Source organism: Paraburkholderia sp. BL21I4N1 (assembly GCF_002973525.1).
GTDB lineage: Bacteria > Pseudomonadota > Gammaproteobacteria > Burkholderiales > Burkholderiaceae > Paraburkholderia.
On sequence record NZ_PVEN01000016.1, the window covers coordinates 142,876 to 163,451 of the forward strand.

The 20,576-nt window shown below is 61.0% G+C and carries 17 protein-coding genes and 2 pseudogenes; 11 read left to right on the forward strand and 8 right to left on the reverse strand.

Annotated features, from left to right (window positions below; all coding sequences use genetic code 11):
* Positions 1 to 54 precede the first annotated feature (54 nt).
* Positions 55 to 1,137: a tyrosine-type recombinase/integrase gene (locus B0G83_RS30190; protein WP_105511042.1), complete on the forward strand. Its 1,083-nt coding sequence runs from the start codon at positions 55 to 57 to the stop codon at positions 1,135 to 1,137.
* Positions 1,138 to 1,209: 72 nt separating this feature from the next.
* Here B0G83_RS30190 and B0G83_RS30195 read toward each other — a convergent pair whose 3' ends face one another.
* A complete protein-coding gene (locus B0G83_RS30195; protein ID WP_105511043.1) occupies positions 1,210 to 2,415 on the reverse strand; it encodes a DNA-binding protein in 1,206 nt (401 codons plus the stop codon).
* Positions 2,416 to 4,405: 1,990 nt separating this feature from the next.
* On the opposite strand from B0G83_RS30195, the gene B0G83_RS30200 reads away from it, so the two are divergent.
* Positions 4,406 to 5,755 carry a replication initiation protein gene (locus B0G83_RS30200; RefSeq protein ID WP_105511044.1) on the forward strand — a complete coding sequence of 450 codons (1,350 nt, stop codon included), beginning with the start codon at positions 4,406 to 4,408 and terminating at the stop codon, positions 5,753 to 5,755.
* A gap of 103 nt (positions 5,756 to 5,858) precedes the next feature.
* Here the strand turns inward: B0G83_RS30200 and B0G83_RS30205 are convergent.
* From B0G83_RS30205 to parA, 3 genes and pseudogenes are all read right to left on the reverse strand, one after another.
* Positions 5,859 to 6,725, reverse strand: a pseudogene (locus B0G83_RS30205) (ParB/RepB/Spo0J family partition protein); the annotation flags it as partial.
* Between the two features lie 77 nt (positions 6,726 to 6,802).
* Positions 6,803 to 6,914: pseudogene (locus tag B0G83_RS39615) on the reverse strand (chromosome partitioning protein ParB); the annotation flags it as partial.
* A gap of 25 nt (positions 6,915 to 6,939) precedes the next feature.
* The gene (parA, locus tag B0G83_RS30210; RefSeq protein ID WP_012428795.1) at positions 6,940 to 7,602 is read right to left on the reverse strand and encodes a ParA family partition ATPase; all 663 of its coding nucleotides are present in this window, start codon (positions 7,600 to 7,602) and stop codon (positions 6,940 to 6,942) included.
* An 838-nt stretch (positions 7,603 to 8,440) separates the two neighbouring features.
* Between parA and arsC the strand changes: the two genes are divergently transcribed.
* The 3 genes from arsC to B0G83_RS30225 all read left to right on the forward strand — a co-directional run bounded on the left by arsC (position 8,441) and on the right by B0G83_RS30225 (position 10,811).
* A complete protein-coding gene (gene arsC, locus B0G83_RS30215; RefSeq protein WP_105511046.1) occupies positions 8,441 to 8,800 on the forward strand; it encodes an arsenate reductase (glutaredoxin) in 360 nt (119 codons plus the stop codon).
* Positions 8,801 to 9,012: 212 nt separating this feature from the next.
* A complete protein-coding gene (locus B0G83_RS30220) occupies positions 9,013 to 10,389 on the forward strand; it encodes a gluconate:H+ symporter (RefSeq protein WP_105511047.1) in 1,377 nt (458 codons plus the stop codon).
* 131 nt (positions 10,390 to 10,520) lie between these two features.
* A complete protein-coding gene (locus tag B0G83_RS30225; protein WP_105511048.1) occupies positions 10,521 to 10,811 on the forward strand; it encodes a DUF1272 domain-containing protein in 291 nt (96 codons plus the stop codon).
* A gap of 35 nt (positions 10,812 to 10,846) precedes the next feature.
* On the opposite strand, the gene B0G83_RS30230 is transcribed toward B0G83_RS30225, so the two are convergent.
* Positions 10,847 to 11,050: a zf-HC2 domain-containing protein gene (locus tag B0G83_RS30230; RefSeq protein WP_105511049.1), complete on the reverse strand. Its 204-nt coding sequence runs from the start codon at positions 11,048 to 11,050 to the stop codon at positions 10,847 to 10,849.
* A complete protein-coding gene (locus tag B0G83_RS30235; protein WP_105511050.1) occupies positions 11,037 to 11,645 on the reverse strand; it encodes an RNA polymerase factor sigma-70 in 609 nt (202 codons plus the stop codon). The genes B0G83_RS30230 and B0G83_RS30235 overlap by 14 nt, the downstream gene beginning before the upstream one ends.
* A 449-nt stretch (positions 11,646 to 12,094) precedes the next feature.
* On the opposite strand from B0G83_RS30235, the gene B0G83_RS39275 reads away from it, so the two are divergent.
* Together B0G83_RS39275 and B0G83_RS30240 are read left to right on the forward strand one after the other, a co-directional pair.
* Positions 12,095 to 12,226: a hypothetical protein gene (locus tag B0G83_RS39275; protein ID WP_257030615.1), complete on the forward strand. Its 132-nt coding sequence runs from the start codon at positions 12,095 to 12,097 to the stop codon at positions 12,224 to 12,226.
* Between the two features lie 427 nt (positions 12,227 to 12,653).
* The gene (locus B0G83_RS30240; protein WP_105511051.1) at positions 12,654 to 13,205 is read left to right on the forward strand and encodes an NADPH-dependent FMN reductase; all 552 of its coding nucleotides are present in this window, start codon (positions 12,654 to 12,656) and stop codon (positions 13,203 to 13,205) included.
* Between the two features lie 158 nt (positions 13,206 to 13,363).
* Here B0G83_RS30240 and B0G83_RS30245 read toward each other — a convergent pair whose 3' ends face one another.
* Together B0G83_RS30245 and B0G83_RS30250 are read right to left on the reverse strand one after the other, a co-directional pair.
* Positions 13,364 to 14,398 (reverse strand): hypothetical protein, encoded by a 1,035-nt coding sequence (locus B0G83_RS30245; protein WP_105511052.1) that lies wholly within the window; start codon positions 14,396 to 14,398, stop codon positions 13,364 to 13,366.
* A 154-nt stretch (positions 14,399 to 14,552) separates the two neighbouring features.
* Entirely contained in the window at positions 14,553 to 16,844 is a 2,292-nt protein-coding gene (locus B0G83_RS30250) for a hybrid sensor histidine kinase/response regulator (protein ID WP_105511053.1), read from the reverse strand.
* A gap of 689 nt (positions 16,845 to 17,533) precedes the next feature.
* On the opposite strand from B0G83_RS30250, the gene B0G83_RS30255 reads away from it, so the two are divergent.
* The 4 genes from B0G83_RS30255 (at position 17,534) to hpnD (ending at position 20,575) form a co-directional block, all read left to right on the forward strand.
* Positions 17,534 to 17,902: a response regulator gene (locus B0G83_RS30255; protein WP_105511054.1), complete on the forward strand. Its 369-nt coding sequence runs from the start codon at positions 17,534 to 17,536 to the stop codon at positions 17,900 to 17,902.
* The gene (locus tag B0G83_RS30260; RefSeq protein WP_035560572.1) at positions 17,895 to 18,518 is read left to right on the forward strand and encodes a chemotaxis protein CheC; all 624 of its coding nucleotides are present in this window, start codon (positions 17,895 to 17,897) and stop codon (positions 18,516 to 18,518) included. The genes B0G83_RS30255 and B0G83_RS30260 overlap by 8 nt, the downstream gene beginning before the upstream one ends.
* A complete protein-coding gene (locus B0G83_RS30265; RefSeq protein ID WP_105511055.1) occupies positions 18,515 to 19,453 on the forward strand; it encodes a diguanylate cyclase in 939 nt (312 codons plus the stop codon). Before B0G83_RS30260 ends, B0G83_RS30265 begins: the two co-directional genes overlap by 4 nt.
* A gap of 273 nt (positions 19,454 to 19,726) precedes the next feature.
* Positions 19,727 to 20,575, forward strand: coding sequence for a presqualene diphosphate synthase HpnD (hpnD, locus tag B0G83_RS30270; protein WP_035560566.1), 849 nt, complete (start codon positions 19,727 to 19,729; stop codon positions 20,573 to 20,575).
* Position 20,576 lies beyond the last annotated feature (1 nt).

Here is a 20,576-nt window from a genome sequence, read left to right on the forward strand (position 1 = left end):
TGATTTTTCGCGGGTTGCCACCTACAATGTGTGCAACTAACGGAAAGATACCTGATGTCACCTCCCCATCTGTCCGACCCGGTTCCACGGCCCGCGCCATCAACCGATTTATTCGACCAGCAACGCGAAGACTGGCGTCGCGATCCCCAAATCGCATTCGACGCTTGGCTCGCCAATCAACACTTCCGGCGCTCGTCCGCTGAAGTTTACCAGGCGCAATGGGGACTCTTTCTCGACTGGCTGGCCGCACGTCAGAAGAGTCTCGTTACGGTGGATACGCACGCCATCGCTGAATTCGTCGGCGGTCTTGAGATTCGTAAACCGCAGCGTGTCCGCTATTTACGCTTGATCGAGCGCGTGCTGGATCATGTGCGCGAAATCGAATCCGCATCGACCAATCCCGCGCGCTTCATTGCTCAGGATGGCGAAGCGGCCTGGCGAAACGCACGCGACAACGAACCCACCGGTTTCCTCAACCATGCCGAACGCACCGCCCTGATTGCGCATCTGTTTTCGCCGTTGCCGGATCTGTCCGCAGCGCAGCGTTGGCGAGAACGGCGCGATCGCGCGCTGATTGCCGTGTTTCTTGGCGGTGGACTGAAGACTGGCGAAGCGGGTGCACTTTCGGTTAGTTGCGTGAATGTCGGATCACCCTGGGTCACGATCGAGTCCGCCAACCCGATGCTGATGCGGCGCACCCGGCTTGCGCCCTTCGCCACCGCCTTACTCGACGCATGGCTCGCCGAGCGGCGTCTGTCGGAATTGGCCGGCAATCTGGTTTTTCCCGCGTCGCCTTCCGGGCGGCCGATGCACAAGGCCACCATGCTGCGTTCGGTCGATGCGTTGATCGACGCAGCGGGCATTGCCGCGTCGCGCGCGTCGCGAGCCAGTCCGCAAACCTTGCGGAACACTTTTGCTGCGGATCTGTTTGAAAGCGGGGTGGAGGCCGAACTGGTCGGCCAGTGGCTCGGCTTCGTGCAAGCCGTGTCGGCAAACCGTTTGTATCGCGCATGGCAAACGTGGGCGGATCAGCAGGATTTAATCGCCGTCGACGAACCAGATCCGGCGGCGCAGTCCTTGCCTGAACCTAGGCGTGACGGGCGTTTAACGAGGAGAAGGGGAGGAAACGAGCCCTGAAAATCCTCACCTCTCGCGTCCCGAATTTCCTCACCTTTAGCCGTTTATCCGTTATGACAGGACGCCGACACCTCACGCAGAGGCGGCGATCGGGTCATTCGACAAAAACTGGCTAACCGCCACCAGCCTTGATTCGCTGAGCCCGGAGGAATGATCGCATTCAGGACATTGCAGTTCGAAGCGGTGATCGACCTGGGACAACTCCGGCTCACCTTCCTCGCATTTTGGGCATCGTAAGGGCAGTGCGACGTGACCGTCCGCTGCAGTACCGATCGTTCGCAACTCTTCGCCGCTGAGGCGCCCGGCTTCGACCAGCGAACAAAGCAGACCGGCGATTGTGGTGTCGAGGCCTTGCTGACCGCGCAGCACGGCGACTTCTTTTGTCAGCGCATCGACGTCGTCTGATTGCTCACGCAGTTGCGCATCGAGCCGATCGCCGCGCGCCTTGGCCGCGGCGATTTGCTGAATAAACTCGAATTCCTTGCGACTGGCGTCGCGTACGCCCGCCTGATAGGTCGCTGCCATGGTGCGAAGAGAATCCAGTTCGACCAGCATCGGCTTCACACGCCGCTCGGCTTCGGCGATAGCGTCTTTGATCTGTTGCGCATAGTGCTCGGTGCTTTGCCGTAATTCGACGTGCAAAGCGTCGATCCGGTCGCGAAGCATCGCATTGGTTGTAAATTCGTTGTCGAGCCGCTGACGAAGCGCCTCGCTTTCTTGTTCGAGCCGTCGAACCGTTGCTTGCAGGCCTTCTTGGTGAGCATTGCCGTGCGTAGTCGCACTGGATAACAAGGTTTCGAGTTCGCGAACCTTGTCCCATGCCGCTTCGGCGCGCAATTCGCTGCGCTTGATGGCGTCCTCTGAGGCATCCACGCGAATGTCGGCATCTCTAGCACGCTGGTCTGCATCGGCGATCTGCATACGGATTTCGGCGCGTTCGTCGTCTAGTGCCGTTCTGGCGTGAGCGACCGCTTCTTCAAAAAGAGCGCCTAGCAATTCGCCGGCGCGATCTTCCAACGCTTTCGGAATCGCACCGGCGCCCACTTTCACACGCGACACGTTTCGGATGCGTTCCCAGAAGTGGTCGATGTCTTTTGGGATATCGCTTGCGCTGCCGGTTTGCGTCAGGTCGCGAACCCCCGCCATGGACGGACGGATACCCAGATCAAAAAACAATCGCTTGCACGCGTGGAGCGAGAGCTCTTGCCGGCGAGCGCCGCTGGCTCGCATGGAGTCGAGTTCGTCGCGAATGGTTTGCCGTACCTGATCCAGATTCATGGTGACCTCGATGTTGCTCGAATTGCATGAATCATAACAATTTACGTAATGTTTGCTACGTATTTATGGCTGCGGAGCTGACTTTGCCAAATCGGTGTGGTTTACCGCTTGTCGTACATCGCAGAAATGCGATGCAGCCGTTTTTTCCGTGAAACAAAACGAAGAAGAGCCGACAAGTCTTTGTAAAAAAAGAGGTTTTGCGGTTTTCTCAGCGATCGCGCACTGTTTCACGACCGTGTGATGACGGCGGGGTAGTTGGGAGGCGTTGTCCGAAGGACGCACGGGGTGGAGATTCTAGAGAGTAATAAAAGTAAACACCTTTGAACCCATGTTAAAAACGTTAACGCCACGGCAAACCTATACCTGGCAAGGGTTTCAGAGCACGAAGGTGAAGCTTTGCGGGAGAGGTGGTGAGGTCTTGCGGGAGGGTTCAGTGATGGAGTTCGGGGGCCTTGGTGAGCAGGTCCGGGACAGAACGTGAGCGGGTTCGGGAGACAGCCCAAAAGCTGGGTTTGCTCAAAGGTGAGGTTTTGCGGGACCTGTTCGTCTCGCATCGCCCGGCAGTGCTCGATCGAGGCCTCAAAGGCCGGCCGGCCTGAAGGTGAGCGCTTTCAGGACCTTCTTGCAGGCGGCTTTTTGTCGGTATTCAGGCGGCGTTAACCCCTTTGGTGAGTCAAGACGGGAGAAAACGCGAACCGAAGGTGAGATTTTACGGGGCCGAGGTGCCATTTTTGCCAAATTTTTGTGCATTGCGGGCCTAAGGTGAGGGTTTGCGGGAGCCTGACTGTCCGTGCGGCTGTTTTCTGGCGGCGAGTTCGGCCGGGTGATCGGTGCCGCGTCCGGCAAAGGTGAGGTAATTCGGGAGGCGCGAATCGGGGCAATCGGCAAGACGTCAAACTGCCTGAATTTGCCAAAGGTGAGGTTTTTCGGGAGTCCATTGAGGTGTTTTGGATCGCTAAGGTGAGGAAATACAGGATCAAAACGACTCGAATGGCTCGGAAATGCCCTACCCACGTAGATGGAGCGGGCTGGGTATTTCGTCTGCTGAATTTCTAGGGTGAGGCTTTTCGGGACCCTTGTGGTTGGGATTTAGAGTGGGTGGTTCCGGCGAGAAAGCCGGTTAAGGTGAGAATTTACGGGAATTGATGAGAAGTAGCTTGATGAGGATGATTGATTAACATGTTGAATTTATTGATTAATTTTAGGTTGGTTTGTAAAGGTGAGGTTTTTCGGGAGGGTTTTTTTGATGAGACTTTCGCTGCCCTGAGGGCTCAACGGTGAGGGTTTTCAGGAGAGTTTTCTCGTGATTCTTACGCTCCGCTTCGCTGAAGGCCGTGTCGTTCCGAGGGTTGTGACGTGGTTAAGGTGAGATTTTTCGGGGGCGTTCGTTGGTTCGGCGCCGGCGTATGAGCAAGGGATGGCTCGGATAGCCGCTTTCGACGACCGTTGCGCAGCGGCATCTTCTGCCGCGGGCTGACAGCAACGCAGCGCTGGTTCACGGTGGTACCGTCTCCGGCCCGATTTGAGCGTGTTGAGCGCTCCCGGCGAGCGGCCTGCCGGGAGCTGTTGGCGGCAGCGGATGTGAGGCCCCTGACACACGTGGTTAATGCTTGCGGCCTGCCCTCCCCCGCTTGAGCTGATGGTCTCTGTCGAGGTGGGTGCTCTCGCGAGGTGGATCGGTGTCTTTGTGCACCTGGTTCTGTTCACCGTGCAAGCGGTCAAAATTCCGAAAATTTTTTAAGGTGAGGAGATTCGGGATCAGGTCGCCACTGTTCGCGCTGATGTTGGAAAAGGTCTGAATTTGCCGGGACCGCGACCTGCAAGGACAGCCTCAACCTGGCGCCAGACGGCTGAGGTGAGGATTTTCGGGAGACGCTCGAGGTGAGTCGTGCGTCGTAAACTCACTTCACCCGGAACGGTGAGACGCACGCTATAGACGCGTATCACCACAGTCGGTATGCTCTCGCCAAATCCCTCCTCGACCAGACGCATGGCCACGAAGCGCGCGAAGAAGACCGATGTAGTCAGCCCGAGCTCGGCCGAGTTGCGTAAAGCCGTCGAGGCGATCGCGATTCAGCCCAAAAGCGGCAAAATCACCCTCCTTACCCGCAAGCTGTTCAACGTACTGCTCGCTGTCGCTCAGCAGGCGGACGAGTCAGGCGACACGTATCGGGCGTTGCTGTCCGACATCGTCGCCAATTCGGCATTCGATTCCAACGATACGGCACTCGTCAAAGAACATCTGCGGCGCATGGTGTCGGTGCAGGTCGAATGGAGTACCGGCACGTCTAGCCAGAAGCCGGGGCGCAAGTGGGGGATCTCCACGCTGATCGCCGACGCGGAAATTCTTGAAGATCCAACCACGCGTCGCGTCTGGGTTGAGTTTTCCTTCGCGCCGAAGATCAAGAAGAAGCTGCTCGATCCAGTGCAGTATGCGCGGCTGAGTTTGCAGTTTCAGAGCCAGTTGCGCAGTAGCGCGGGCTTGGCGCTCTATGAGATTTGCGTGCGCTATCTGACCAACCCGAGTCATCTGACCATGCGCGAGACCTGGGAATGGTGGCGCCCTATCCTGTCCGGTACGCCGGACACGGAAGCGGGTGACGAAGCGAAGCGCGAGTACAAGTACTTCAAGCGCGATTATTTGCGCCCGGCGATTGCCGAGGTCAACGCCGTCACGAACATCTTCGTCGAATTGATCGAACACCGTGAAGGACGGCGCGTTGCCGAAATCCAGTTTCGTGTGACCGAGCGCAAGCAACCCATGCTCGCGCTCGACGAACATCCGAACGTGTTCGACAGCACCTTGGTCGACCGGATGGTGAAGATCGGAATTCCGCTGAAAGAAGCGCAGACGCTATATGCCGACAGCGAGGAAAACCGGATTCGCGCTGCGCTGCAAATGACGGAGCAACGCATGCGCAGCACGTCGTTGCCGGCTGTGCGCAGTGCGCCGGCGCTGTTCAAGGACGCGTTGAAGAAAGGCTATGCGCCGCCGGTCGAAGCGCTGCCCTCCGGTTCCGGCGGCAAGGCGGCGGTGGCGGCACCGGCCGACGATCTCAAGGCCCGTCTGCTCGGCGAATATTCGGCGCATCGTCGCAAGGAAGCGTACGAGTTGTACAACGAGCAAGGCGAGTCGGAGCGGGATATCGCGCGGCAGTCGTTTGAAGAAGATGAATTGCCGGGTCTGGGCACTCACATGCGCGACGACTGGCGTCGCCGCGGGCTGGATTCGAAGATTGTCGAGACGGCATTCTTCGATTGGCTGGCTCGCAAGACCTGGGGTGAGCCTACCGATGGCGACCTGCTTGCTTTCACGCTGAGCCAATCGCGCGCGGCGTAATCATTTAGCGGGACGGCGGCCTGAACGGATTGCCGCCTGCCGACCAGAGTTGGCGCCTTAGCGCTTACTCTGGTCCCCTTCCCCGCTGTGACTTCCTGATTCGTTACTTCAACATTTTCTCGATCTGCCGAAGGATGTCGTCACGCTTTTCACGCGTGAGCCCTTTCAGGCGCAGTTCGATTCGATCGTCCCCATACGATTTGAGATCGCCGACCGAGACGCCTTCGAGTTTGATTTCGAGGCGCTGTGCGTAGCGCTGCCGGCCAGCCGGCTTGGTGCTTTCCTGCGCACTTGCTCGGCCTTTGACGATATCCGCAACTTGTCGCGTGCTGAGATCGTCAGAGAGGATTTTGTTGATCAGACGCAGCGTCGCATCGGCGCCTCGGGCCGTGTGGTAACGGCCGACCTGATACGCCATGTTCGAGCCGAAGCGGTCCGTGCGCGCGACCATCTCGTGCATGACGGCCTCCGGCAACTTGGCGATCGACAGGGCAACCGCGACGGTCGATTCGTCCAGACCGAGATGCTCGGCAAGCTCCTTCTGGCTTTGAAAATGGCGGTCGTCGAGAAAGCGTTTCCAGACGATGGCGTTGTCGAACACCGTTTGGGAATCGCGTTGGACGTTGAGGTCATAGCCCAGCTTGTAGCTCTCGATACCGATCGGCAGATCGATGACGATCGCCTTCACCGATTCCTTGTTTGCTTCCTTTAGCGCGCGTACACGCCGGCCGCCATCGCTGACGAAGTAGGTGCCGGGATTGTCGTAATCGGGAATGACGTGAATCGCCTGCTGCTGTCCCTGCTTCGCCAGATTCACGGCGAGCTCGGCAATCGACGCCTTCAGATAGAAGTGCCGCGGATTGAACGGGCTCGGTTTGATCGTCTTGAGCGCGAGGTCGATCACCTGGCCCGGCCGATAAGCATGTTCGAGCCGCCACGCGCGATAGGCTGCGGATTCATCGACGGAGTCGATCATGTCGACTTCGGCGACACCTTGCGGCATGACGGATGACATTGGACGGCTCGGCACTTCATTGCCCTTCGGGCCGTTCTTGACCAGACCGTCGATGGCATTCAGACGATCTAGCGCGGTTCGCTTCTCGCTGCTGGTCGTGTCAGGACGTGCTTGAAAGCCTTTGGCGAATTGGGAGGGTTTCATTCAGGGTCCTTTATGCGCATAAATTTCACGGGAGCAGGGCGGCGATCTCGTTGGCGCACGCTCTTACTTCGATGGCGGCGAGTTTGGCGCCGCGATCGTTCATCTGAAGGACTGTCTGTCCCAACGCCATGGCCTGCTTGTAGGCTTCGCGCGTCGGGATTTGGGTCTTCAGTAGCGGGAATCCGAGTTCTTCCAGCGCGCGCTTCAGTTCGCGCGTGAGCATCCGTTTCTCTTCGGTCTTGTTAAGCAGGAAGACGGCGCGCAGGTCCTCGTTCATGACTTGAGCCTGCTGAACGAGTTTCACCAAGCCGATGCTCGACCAGTAGTCCGCCGGTGACGACGAGGTGGGAATCACCGCAACACTCGCTGCCAGCAGCACGACGCCGGACACTTTCTCTGTGATGGAGGGCGGGCAGTCGACCACGATGATGTCGTAGTCAGACACGAACTTCTTGATCTCGCGATGGATCTGGCTGCCAGCTTCAGACAGGTTGACGACCGGGAAGGGTATGCCGGTGTCGCCGTCCGATGATGCGCTGGCCCAGTGGATGAGGGTGTTTTGACCGTCTGCGTCTACGACGAGGACGCGTTTGCCTTTCTCATGAAACGCAGCGCCGAGGTGCATCGCGATTGTGCTCTTCCCGACCCCACCCTTCTGCTGAGTTACCGCGATGATTTCTGCTGCCAATCTTCACCTCCTCTTTTTAGACGCAAATGGATTTTACCTGGATGAATTTGTAATTCAATCGTTTTTGGTAAAACAAGAGACGCGTTAGCCATTCGGGATAGGTTTATGCGCATAAAGCGGCATTGGGGGCTTGAGGATGAATCGTAGAGCTGTGGTCCGGCGGCAAGACGGCTGTGATTAGTTACGCCGAACGGGGGCTATGGGAGTCAATTGGGCCGCGAATACGTGTGATTGAGTAGGTGTCGAGGGTGCCAACTTTCATCGAGGGGCAGGCGCCCACATGGATGAGCGAAGCTGGGAGCTCGATCGAACATTGAGCCGAGTCGTGGTGGTGCGCGACCGAAGATTTTGCCGAAGAAGACCGCGCGAGAAGATGCATGCCACGCGCTTTATGCGCATAAAGTCCCCTGCGGGTTGATGCAGTTGGCAACCGGCGTACAGAGGGTTCACCATCGCAAGCGGCGACCACCCGACTAAGCAGCGAGGAGGTACATGAGACGCGGGCACGTTGAGGTCCAAAGAACCCCGCCCCTCTTTGAACGCTTTATGCGCATAAACCGAGAGCAGCGTTGCCTGAGCCACGCAACGACGCGTGCCTTATCTACATCCCCACGCCCTCTTTGCGAGCACCCGCGTGCGAGGAACACAGCAGCCCGCGCCTACCTCTGCAGATCGACGCCGCGACGTGCACACCACCCGCCCGGACACTCAAATAGAAACACCGCCACACGCGGCCGCCCTAGGCCCTACCTGCGCACCATTACGAATCCAACCCGCTAAAATCCACCACAAAAAGCGCCATGTCACCAAACTATCAACCGCAACAAACCACCCAACCATGATCACCATCTATCACAACCCCCGCTGCTCCAAATCGCGCGCCGCGTGTGAGTTGCTGACCAGCACTTACAACGTTGCAAACGAACCAACGAAAATTGTCGAGTACCTAAAACAGCCGCTCACCGTCGCGCAACTCAAACAGCTGAACGCCCAGCTACGCTGCCCGGTCCGCGAGATGATTCGAGACACGGAAGTCGAATACAAAGAACTCCAACTCTCCGACGCCAAGCTCACCGACGACGAGTTATACGAAGTCATAGCCACGCATCCCATCTTGCTGCAGCGACCGATCGTCGTGCGGAATGGTCGCGCGGTGATTGGCCGTCCGCCAGAAAATGTCGCGGCACTCTTCGCGTGACCGGCCGCGAAAGCGCATCACTGAACCTGCGGATCTGTCACGCCAGCAGGACGCATCGCTAAAACGGCGTGTCCCGGCCTCAGCCTCAACCTCAGCCCTTCACGGCCCCCACTCACCAATCTGTCGCTCTCGCTGCGGCGAGCCGTCGCGCCCCGCTACAATCCGTCATCCGCGGGCGGCCGTGGATGCGTCAATCGATTAAAAGGGACACCGTGCATCTGACGACAACACTCGCGCCGTGGTCATCCCACGACACCCAACTGATTGTGTCGTGCCTGCTTGGGCTCGCACTCATCATCGTTTTTATCAGCGTGCTAAAGCTCGCGCCGTTCCTGTCGATTCTGGTCGGCACGTTCGCCGCGGGTTTCGCCGCGGGCTTGCCGCTCGAGGCCGTCGCCAGTGCGTTCAGCAAAGGCGCCGGGGCGTTGCTCGGCGACGTCGGCATCATCATCGCGCTGGGCGCCATGCTCGGGGCGCTGATGGCCGAATCGGGCGCGGCCGACCGGCTCGTCTCGACCATCCTCAAACATTCGACGCCGCGCACGCTGCCATGGATGATGGCGCTCGTCGCGCTCATCATCGGCTTGCCGCTGTTCTTCGAAGTCGGCCTCGTGATGATGGTGCCCATCATCTTCGTGATGGCGCGCCGCTCGCAACAACCTATCCTGCGTATCGCGATTCCTGCGCTGGCCGGCATGACCACGCTGCACGCATTGCTGCCGCCGCACCCGGGTCCGTTGATCGCGGTGAGCGCGCTGCATGCCGATCTCGGTCTGACGCTCGGCCTCGGCCTGATTGTCGCGATTCCGGCCGTGATTCTCGCGGGCCCGCTCTACGGTATCTGGCTGTCGAAGCGGATGCATGTTGTCGAGCCCGAGGAAATGGGCAAGCTCTTCACCGCGCAACAAGACACCGCCGAGCCGCCGGGATTCGCAATCTCGCTGATCACGATCCTGTTGCCCGTCGTGCTGATGTTGGGCCGCACGGTCGCGAAACTGCTGCTTCACCCCGAGACGTTCCTGTTCGACGCGCTGAATTTCCTGGGCGAGCCGTTGATCGCGCTCGGCCTCACCGTGCTGTTCGCGGTGGTCGCGTTGGGCTGGTCGCGTGGCATGGCGCGCGACCGCGTCGGCGGCATTCTGCGCAAAAGCTTGCCGCCGATCGCCGCGCTGTTGCTGACCATCGGCGCCGGCGGCGGCCTCAAGCAGGCGCTCGTCGTTGCTGGCATCAGCACGACGATCGGCAAGATCGCGGTCGGCGCGCACATGCCGCTGATTTTGCTGGCCTGGCTCATCGCAGTGGCGCTGCGTCAGGCGACAGGTTCGGCCACGGTCGCCACCACGACGACCGCGGGGATCGTGGCGCCGGTCGTCGCGGGTCTTAGCGCGACGCACAATTCGCTGATGGCGCTCGCTATCGGCGCAGGCTCGGTGTTCTTCTGCCACGTGAACGACGCCGGCTTCTGGATGGTGCGCGAGTATTTCGGCTTGCAATTGAAGCAGACAGTGCTCGTCTGGTCGGTCTTGCAAACGATCGTCTCCGTGGTCGGCCTTGCGCTCACGCTCGTGCTGTGGGGTGTGCTGACGTGACGACACAATAGGCGTCGCGCGATTGGCGGGAATTGCGGCCGGGCTGTCGATTTCTGCGTGAGAAGGCCGCTTACACTGCGTGGCGAAGCGAGGTGCACGCCACCTCGCTCCCCTTTCGACGCGGAGCCACCATGCTTGAACTAAGACCTTCCTGTGAAGGATGCGGCAAGTCACTGCCGCCGAACGCGACCGACGCGATGATATGCACTTACGAATGCACGTTTTGCGAGGTCTGCGCGCTCAGCACGCTGCGTAACGTATGTCCGAATTGCGGCGGCAATTTCCAGCATCGGCCGATACGTACGCGGGCGCAGCTCCAGAAACATCCCGCGCGTATCGAACCGTGTCCCATCTCGATCGACGAGGCGGCGCACGCTAACTATTTCGAGCGTTATCGAAACACACCGCCCACTGAGCGATAAAGGGTGAACGCGCGGCTACAGCACGACGCCGCGCGTCAGTCGTCCCCGCTCGTGGCGCCCGGCGTTGCAATCCCGCTCATCGAACGCGCGGCCAAGCGCAGCAAACGGATCTGTTTGCGGTAGTTGCGGCAGCCGCTGCAGGTCGGCAGATGCAGCCGGATCGCGACCCATTCGCCGGTCGTCAACCGGCGATCCAGCGCGTCCGACAGCAAACGCGTGATGTTTTTACACTTCCCCATTCGCATCCTCGCTGGATAGGCCTTTTTCGCTCAGGCAAGTGCGCAGGCGCAAGCGCGCGCGGTAAATCAGCACACTGCAATGATTGGCGGTCATGTTCAGTTCGGTGCAAATTGCCTCGGTCTCGAGATCGAGAAATTCACGCATCATGAACACGCGTCCGATCTGTTCCGGCAGGTGTTCCAGGCACATTTCGAACAACGTCCAGAACTGTTGCTGACGCAGCGCGGTTTCCGGCGTCGGCCATGGACGCGGTTTGGTTTCGCGCGACCAGTGGCCGTTGTCCTTGAACAGTTCGCGATCGAGCAATGCTTCGCCGTCGAGTTCGGATTCCAGCGCCGACAGGTTGATGGTTCGTTGCCGGGCGCGCAGCGTATCGATGAGCTTGTGCCGCAGGATGCCGAACACCCAGGTCTTGTGCTCCGACTGCGCCGCGAAGCGATCGGCTTGCGTCCACGCCGCCGCGAGTGCTTCCTGGACGGCATCTTCGGCGGCTGCGGCATCGCGCAGTTGCAAACGGGCGAAGCGCACCAGGTCGCGTCGCAGTTGCGTCAGATAAACGGGATCGTCGAGCGCCGGCCCGCTTACTTGCGCCATGGCATGCTCCGTCGCCTGGCTCGCGGCTGCCGCGTGCTTTCTCTTGCGTGCTTGTGGTTCATAGAGGGGGATGTTCTGCGCAACGTGGGGAGACGAGCGCCATTGTGCTCTAAGCCCCAGCGCAATCGAATCGGTATTGAACATATGCCCCGCCGACGCACGATAAACAGATGACCTTAGTCGGGCCACGGCAGGGGGTTATGACAAGAAAAAGATTGTTGCGAAAATTGAAATCAATCTCGTGTGCAAGCGCTGCGGTCCGTTACCTCGCAGCCTAGAACCTGCCTTGCACCATAGCAATCGACCCACCACGCATGCCAATTCGAATTGTTTCATTTTTCGAAAAGATGTCTTTGCGACTTTGATATTTTTACGCGGACACTGAATCGCTATCCTCCAGTCCATCGATCGCCCTGATCGCGAACTAAACGCTGAAGAGGAGTAGCACCATGAAACGCATTCTGTCCGCCCTGATTGCTTCCGTCGCCCTGTTTGCGGCCGCGTCCGGCGCCGCGCACGCAGCCGCACCAGCGCAATGCAACGGCCCGGCCTCGTACTGCAACGTGTTTTTCGGTAACTAAGCCGAACGGCGAACGGGCTTCCCGCCGATCGATTCGTTTGTTCGGCGCTGGTAGTTAGCAGGAAAGCTCTTCGACGCAAAAGGACGCTCTTATCGGCGTCCTTTTTTCGTTTCGGCGGCAGATGATCCGGGTGTCGGCCCATGCCACTGCTGCGATTTGCCTCAAATCGTCCTAGGCCGAAAGCATGCTTGATTGACAAGGCAAAAGTACCAGTTATCCACAAGGTTATTCAGTGAATCTGTGGATAACTTTTTGCGACAATAAAGTTATCCACCGGGTGGTCGTACCTCACCGTCGACCGCCCGACCGGCGACACGTCGCCGACAGTCGCCGCCGCGTCTGCCGTGGCTCCCCGTGCGGCTTTTGCCTATGATGAACATGCGTTATCCCCTTGCGCGTCCGCGCATCACATTCGAGGAAACGAACCATGGCTTATCACATCGCAGTCGTCGTCGGTAGCTTGCGTCGCGAGTCGTTCAACCGCCACCTCGCGCAAGCCGTGATTTCGCTTGCGCCGTCAGACTTCACGTTCGAGTTCATCGACATCGGCTCGTTGCCGCTCTACAGCCAGGACTACGATGCCGATTACCCCGAAGCCGGTAAGCAACTGAAGCAGCGTATCGAAGCGGCCGACGGCCTGCTGTTCGTCACCCCCGAATACAACCGCTCGATCCCGGGCGTGTTGAAGAATGCGCTCGACTGGGGTTCGCGTCCGTGGGGCACGAACTCGTGGGGCAACAAACCCGGCGCGGTGATCGGCACATCGGTCGGCGCGACTGGCGCGGCGTTGGCGCAGCAGCATCTGCGTAACGTGCTGGCGTATCTGGATGTCGCCACGTTGGGCCAGCCCGAAGTGTTTATCAAACACGACCTGACGGTGATCAACGAAAAAGGCGAGATCGTGAGCGACGGCACGCGCAAGTTCTTGCAGACGTTCGTTGACCGATATGTCGCGTGGGTTAAGCGTCAGACGGCGTGACAGACTGACGACGGCTCACTAGTTCTTCGCGGTCGCACGATAGGCCTCGCGGCAGGACAGCGAGGCCGCGAGGCGAGATTGCATCGCGCGAATGCGCAGCAGCGATACGGCGCGGCGGCGGCATCCGCCATGAATTCACGACCCGCCGCCGCACAACCTTACACGTGATGGTGCCCCGTCACCCGTTCCCAGCCGTGACGTACGGCGAGCTTGAAGCGTTCCCATGCGCTATCCGGCGCGGTCGTTTCCCACTGGCGCCGTACTTCCGGTTCGACGTCATCCCAAGGCAAGTCGCGATAGCGCGAATCCTGACCGATTTCCGCGCCGTAGCGATACGCCGGCACATAGTCCTCGTAACGCGAATTTTCCGCCGCGTATTGCTCGTCGTAGTGCGAGCGGAAGTCTTCTTCGTACTCCAGGTATTCGTTCGGAATCTGGGCGCCTAGCCCCGAGGTCGGCGGCACGCTTTCGGGCACCACTTCCGACGGCTGCATGATCGCGCCGGATCCGCCGATCGAACCGGCGGCGATCGCGCTGCGCCCCGCATCGCCGACCAGCGGATCCGTCACCGGTTCGTTGACCGGATCCAGCACGGGCCGCTCGTTGAGCGGCGGCGGCACGAACGGCTCGGCGTCGATGTTGCCCGGCGGCATGGGATAGATCGTGTCGGCCATGGTCTCGCTCGGACTGGGCACCTCGGATGCCGGTGCGCCAGTCCCCACTACCCCCGAAGCGGCCACGCTCGACGAACGCGGCGTCCCGGATCTGACCGTTCCAATGCCAAGCTCGTCGAGCACCGAATGCTCGCGTCCCGGCGCTGCGTCTTCATTCCAGTCCGGCACCCGTTCGCCGATGTCGACCGCGCCGAGCCGCGTCAAAGTTTCGCGCGCCAGATCCGCATGCGCTTCGCTTGCAGCGTTGACGCACACCAGCACCGCGCCGCGCCGTACGGCTTCGGCATAACGCGCCGTGTCGGGCGCGCGTGAGCCTGTAGCGAACAGGCTCGACAGAAAGCGCTCGATATTCGCCAGCACGCCCGTGCTGGCGACTTCGTCGGTGGCCGAGCCGACGGACGGTTCAGGACTGGCCTGCAACTCGATCGTTTCGCGTGCAAAGCCGGTCTGGACAAGCGTGTCGCGGGCGCCTTCCGCTTGAGAATAAGTGTCGAATAAACCAATCACGGTGTGTTGCATGGCTGTCTCCCGACGTATTGAATGAATCGACGGCGACGCAGTACGCGCGCCCTCCATCCGTCAGATTCAGCAACGATCGTGCCGGGGTCGACAACAACGATTCGCCCGCGCCCCTGGACTCGCTGTCAACCCGCTGCCGCTCGCGGCAATCCCCTCAATCCGCGGATTGCGCCGCCGGATCCGTCCCCGTCTGTGTCAAATCGTGCTGGATCGCTCGGAGCAATTGCTCCAACAGGCCGATATCGAACGGTTTGGAAAGCACCCGCACGTCCACGTGCCGCGCGCGGTCGAGCTCTTCCGCGTAGCCGGTCACCAGTATCACCGGCAATTGCGTGTCGAAGGCCAGCACCGCCTCGGCCAGATCGATACCGTTCATCTTCCCCGGCATGTGGATGTCCGACAGCACCAGATCGAACGGCAGCGGCTCGCCGGTGCGGGCGCGCCGCGCATGAGCGTCGTCGAACAGGCGCAGCGCGGTATCGGCATTGAACACGCAGGTGATCTGGTGGCCCATCATCTGCAGCAGCGCTTCAGTGCCGGCGGCCACTTCCTCGTTGTCCTCGACCAGCAGAATGCGCAGGCCTTGCGGCGCGCCGCTCTCGTCGGCGCTCGTTTCAACCGGGGCGTCGGCGGCGGGTTCGTCGGTGGCGCGCGGTAGATACAGGCGCACCGACGTGCCCGCGCCGACCGCGCTGTCGATCGCGGCCAGTCCGCCGGAGCGTTCGCAGAACGCAAACACCTGCGGCAGCCCGAGGCCTGTGCCCATGCCCTGCGACTTGGTCGTGTAGAGCGGTTCGAAGGCCCGCGCGAGCACGTCGGGCGCCATGCCGACGCCGGTATCTTCCAGTGCCAGTTGCACGAATTCGCCGCTCAGCGGAAAGCCGTCGTCGCGACGAAAACAAATATTCGCGGCCCGCACGGTGAAACGGCCGCCGTTCGGCATCGCATCGCGCGCGTTGACGGCGACGTTGATCAGCGCGAGTTCGAGCTCGGCGACGTCGACGTGCATCGGCCAGACCTCCACGCCGATGTCGATCACCAGCGACACCTTCGCGCCGAGCGACGCGCGCAGCAGCTCGCGGCACGCCGGCAGCCAGCGCTCAAGCGACAACGTTTCATTGCGCAACGGCTGTTTGCGCGCCACCCCGAGCAATTGCCGCGTCAGCGACTGGCCGCTTTTGAGCGCGCGTTCCATGGCCGACAATTCGCGATCGAGGCCCGGTGTGCCACGTCGTCGCGCGATCTGCACGTTGGACGACAGGATCATCAGCAGATTGTTGAAATCATGCGCGACGCTACCGACCAGCGTGCCGAGCGCCTCCATCTTGCGCGACTGGCGATACGCGGATTCGATCGAGCGGCGCATCGACGCTTCGGCCTGCCAGCGCTCCCACGCTTCCTCTTCGGCGCCGAGCCGGCGCAGCGACAGCCAGATCACGCACCACAACGCGATGGACGGCGTGAAGATCGACAGAATCAGCACGCTCAGATGCCGATACCACGCGGCCCAGATCGCCGAGGTGCGGTAGCCGCACGACACATACACCGGATACGAGCCGACCCGCCGGAACGCGACGATCATGTCGTCGCCGTCGAGGTCGGAGCGCATGGTCACGACACCCGCCCGCCGGCCCTGCGCCAACGCTTCGGCGAACGGCGAGTGCGGCGCCACCGCCGCCGGCTCGCGCGGATTTTGCAGGTTGCGGGGATAGCGCGCGAGGATCGCGCCGTCCGTGCGTACCAGGCTCATCGTGATTGGCGTGATGTCGTTGCCGCCGAGCAGTTCGCGATAGAACGCGTCGAAATAGCTGGGCCGCAACGCGACCGAGACCACGCCGGCAAACGCGCCGTCGGCGTCGCGCCGCGGGATGCCGGTGTTGAACACCTGCTCGCCGGCCACATGCCCTGTCATCACTTTCGACACGTGATCGAGATCCTTGCCGCCGCGAATGCCCACGAAATCGTCGCGCTCGCCGATCGAAATAGCCGGCGCCGGATAGAAACGGCTGGTGGCCAGCAGACTGCCTTCGCGGCCAAAGATCGACACCGCCGCCACCTGCGGATAACCGCCGCCCATGGTGCGCAGCTTGTCGTGAATGGAAGCTTCGCGGGCGCGAATGCCGTCGTCGTCGAGACCTTCGGTCAGATCGACGACGCGCGCGTCGAGCGTCTCGTTCATGTCGAAGACTTTCAGCGCGTGTTCGTCGGCCACCCGCACGGTGCGCAGCGTCAGGTCGGTGGCGTCGGCGACGCGCGTGCGCCAATCGCTCAACGCCATGATCGCGACGTAGACGCTCGGCAGCACGATCGCGGCGATCAGCAGCGCGATCAGCGTCATGCGCCGCACGTGGAAATTCTGTTCCGGCACGGCTGGAAACATCGCCTCATTCTGGCGGCTGGCCGCAAAGTGGTTCGCGGGTGGCGGGTCGAAGCGGTCGGGTGTCATGGTGTTAATGCTAGCTTCGCGCGGAACGAAAAGGGTTCGTTGAAGACGTCATACGAGAAGCATAGACACACCGCCACGGTAGAAGTTACCTTGGTGAAGTCGCTGTGCGCGGTCCATCGCGTTATTCGTCTGCTTTTTGAAACAGCGACGAATCGGCAAGCGCAAACGTACACAAAAGCATAAATATCAAAGATAGCTTTCTATATCTATCAAAATATTTTCAGAAATAGTACTTATGGGGAAAATCTCTTTAATGAACGTGGAATTGGCGAGTTGCCTTTCCGCTGATTTACTTCGAGAATCGACGCCACGATAAAAAATGCGTCCGCCATGTTCGGAAGCATCTGCCGCGAGGGCTGCCAGACCGTGCGTACCACGCACGCCGAAGGCGTTCGCGGAAACACGCGCGCGGCAAGGGACCAGCCCGATCCACGAGGCCGCGCAGATTCATCTACGGGGTAGGCTTCGAACATGCCGGTCATAGCCGTCGTTCACCGTGCGAGCACGCATTCATGCCCGCCTACGGGTTCCGCCATACGCACCGCGCCGCGCGTGCTCCCCGCTCGCTCGTCAGCCGCTTTCCCCTACGCTTCAGCGCATTTGGCGGTTGGTCGACAGACCACGCGCTAAAGAATTCGCCTGTAAACGCCGTTAACGCGCAAGAGCTTATTTCGCTTTCCGACCCGCCCATGCCTTTGCCTATTGTGATCGCCGACGATTCGCTGCTTGCCCGCAAGGTGCTCACCAAGGCATTGCCGCCGGACTGGGATGTCGATGTGTCCTACGCTACGAACGGGCGCGAAGCGCTCGGTCTGTATCGCGAAGGCAAAGCGTCGGTGATGTTCCTCGATCTGACGATGCCGGACATGACCGGCTACCAGGTGCTCGAAGCTTTGCAGCATGAGGATCTCAACACCTTCGTGATCGTCGTCTCCGCCGATGTCCAGCCGATGGCCCAGTCGCGCGTGCGCGCGCTCGGTGCCGCCGCCTTCATCGCCAAGCCCGTGACGCCCCAGGCGGTACTTCCCATCCTCAAGGAGTACGGGTTGTATGTCTGAGCCAGTCCTCACCGAAGATCAGCGCGACGCGCTGCAAGAGGTCGCCAATCTGGCGATGGGCCAAGCCGCGACGCGTCTGGCGCGGCTGCTCGATGCGTTCATCGAATTGTCGGTGCCGCGCGTGAGGGTGGTGGCGGTGAGCGAGGCAGCGCAGGCGCTGCGCGAGATGACCGGCATCGAAGACAAGGTCAGCGCGGTGCGTCAGGGCTTCCGCTCCGATATCAAGGGCGAGGCGCTGGTGATCTGCCGCAGCGATAGCGTCGATCAACTGTGTTCGCTCGTCAGCGATCCGTACTCGCGCTCGGCCTACGAGGCGGTCAGCCAGCGCGAGCTGGTGTTCGACGTCGCCAACGTGCTGACGGGCGCGTGCGTGTCGTGCATTCTCGACCAACTCGGCCGCACGCCGGTGTTCTCGGCGCCCGGCCTGCTCGGCGAAGCGATGACGCTCGACGAAGTATTCCAGCCCGGCGTGCTGCAATGGGGCGTCGCCCTGCTGGTCGAAGTCAATTTCGCGCTGGAAGACCAGAGCTTCCGCGCCCATCTGGTGATGTTGATGGCGGAAGAGTCGATCCGTCACATGAACGGAGCGCTCGACGAGCTGTTGTCCAGTCTATGAATGTGCCTGTGGAGTCGTTGAGCGATCTGGTTGTCGAACGTGTCGGTTTCGGCATCTTCGTGCTCGATCGCGATATGAACGTCCTCATGTGGAACCGCTTCATGCAGGACCACAGTGGTTTGACGGCCGAGCAGGTGGTCGGCCAGTCGCTGTACACGCATTTCCCCGAACTGCCGCGCGTCTGGCTGTCGCGCAAGATCGAAAGCGTGTTTCAACTCGGCAGTTTCGCGTTCAGTTCGTGGGAGCAGCGTCCCTATCTGTTCAAGTTCGATCACGACCGGCCGATCACCGGCGGCGTCGATTTCATGCAGCAGGACTGCACGTTCATGCCGCTAATGCGCGATCGTGAAGTGGTGGCCGTGTGCGTGACGATCTCGGACGTCACGCACGTCAGCATCGTGCAGCGTGAACGCGAGGACGCGGTCGCCAAGCTGCAGGAGTACGCGGACCGCGACGGTCTGACGGGCATCGCCAATCGCCGTTATTTCGAAGCGCGTCTGCGCGACGAATTCACGCGCTGGCAGCGCTACGGCGGCGACATGTCCGTGCTGCTGTTCGATCTCGATCACTTCAAGAAAATCAACGACCAGTTCGGCCATGGCGTCGGCGATACGGTGCTGCGCGTGATGGCGCAGCGGGTGGCCGGCGTGGTTCGCGCGCAGGATACCTTCGGGCGCTTCGGCGGCGAGGAATTCGCGTTGCTGCTGCCTTGCACACCGCTCGAAGACGCCATGCGCGTCGCGGAAAAGATCCGCTGCACGATCGCCGACACGCCGGTCGAAGTGCAGGGCGTGGGCGTGCCGGTGACGGCGAGCGTCGGCGGCGCGGCGGCACGCACCGGCGTGCCGGCGTACGACGTGCTGATCAACGAAGCCGATGCCGCGCTGTATAGCGCGAAACGGCAAGGGCGCAACCGCTCGATCGCGTTTAACTAAGCGGCGCGGCGCGGTTTTTTGCCCGTGCGACTTAGCGTGTGGAAGTGTGCGCCGCACAAATCCACGGCATAAATTACCGTCGAACCGGTTCATCTTCCGGCCCCTTATTCCCCGCGAAACTGCGGCATCTCACAAACGTTGATATACTTTTCGCCGTTTCCGGCCTCCCTGCCGGATGTTTCGCGCGTGTCCGCGCGCGCGGGCCGCTCGCCTCGCGGGTGAGTATCAAACTTCTTGAACGCCTTTCAGCGGGCGCCTCCAGCGGAGATCGTCTTGGCTGTTTCCAATCTTGTCGTGGACGAACCAGAAATCGACGCCGCTGCCGCTACGTCCGGCAGCTCGTTTTATCTCGCCATGCGCATCCTGCCGGCTGCGCAGCGCGATGCGATGTATCAGGTCTACGCCTTTTGCCGCGCTGTCGACGATATCGCCGACAGCGACATGCCGCGCGTTGAACGCGCCGCCGCGCTCGAGCGCTGGCGAGCGGATATCGACGCGTGCTATGCCGGCGCGCCGCGCGCTTCGTTGCGCGCGTTGACGCGGCACATTCATACGTTTCATCTGCAACGCGAAGATTTTCACGCAATGATCGACGGCATGGCCATGGACGCCGCCGCCGACATCTGCGCACCCGACGAAGCCACGCTCGACCTCTACTGCGACCGCGTCGCCAGTGCGGCGGGCCGGCTATCGGTGAGGATATTCGGGATGCAGGACGAACCCGGCCGTTTGCTCGCGCACCATCTGGGCCGCGCGCTGCAATTGACCAACATCCTGCGCGATATCGACGAAGATGCCGGCATCAACCGCTGCTACCTGCCGCACGAATTGCTCGCGCGCGAAGGCATCGCGGTAACGAGCCCGACGCAGATCGCCGACGATCCGTCGCTGCCGCGCGTCTGCGCCACGCTGGCCGAGCGCGCCAAGGAACACTTCGCCGCGTCCGACGCGATCATGGACCGCGAATCGCGGGTTCACGTGAAGGCGCCGCGCATCATGTCGGGCGTTTACCGCCTGCTGCTCGACCGTACGCTCGACCGCGGCTTCGACATTCCGCGCACGAAGGTCAGCAAGCCGAAGCTGCGCATGCTGTGGATCGTCGCGCGTTACGCGCTCTTCTGAG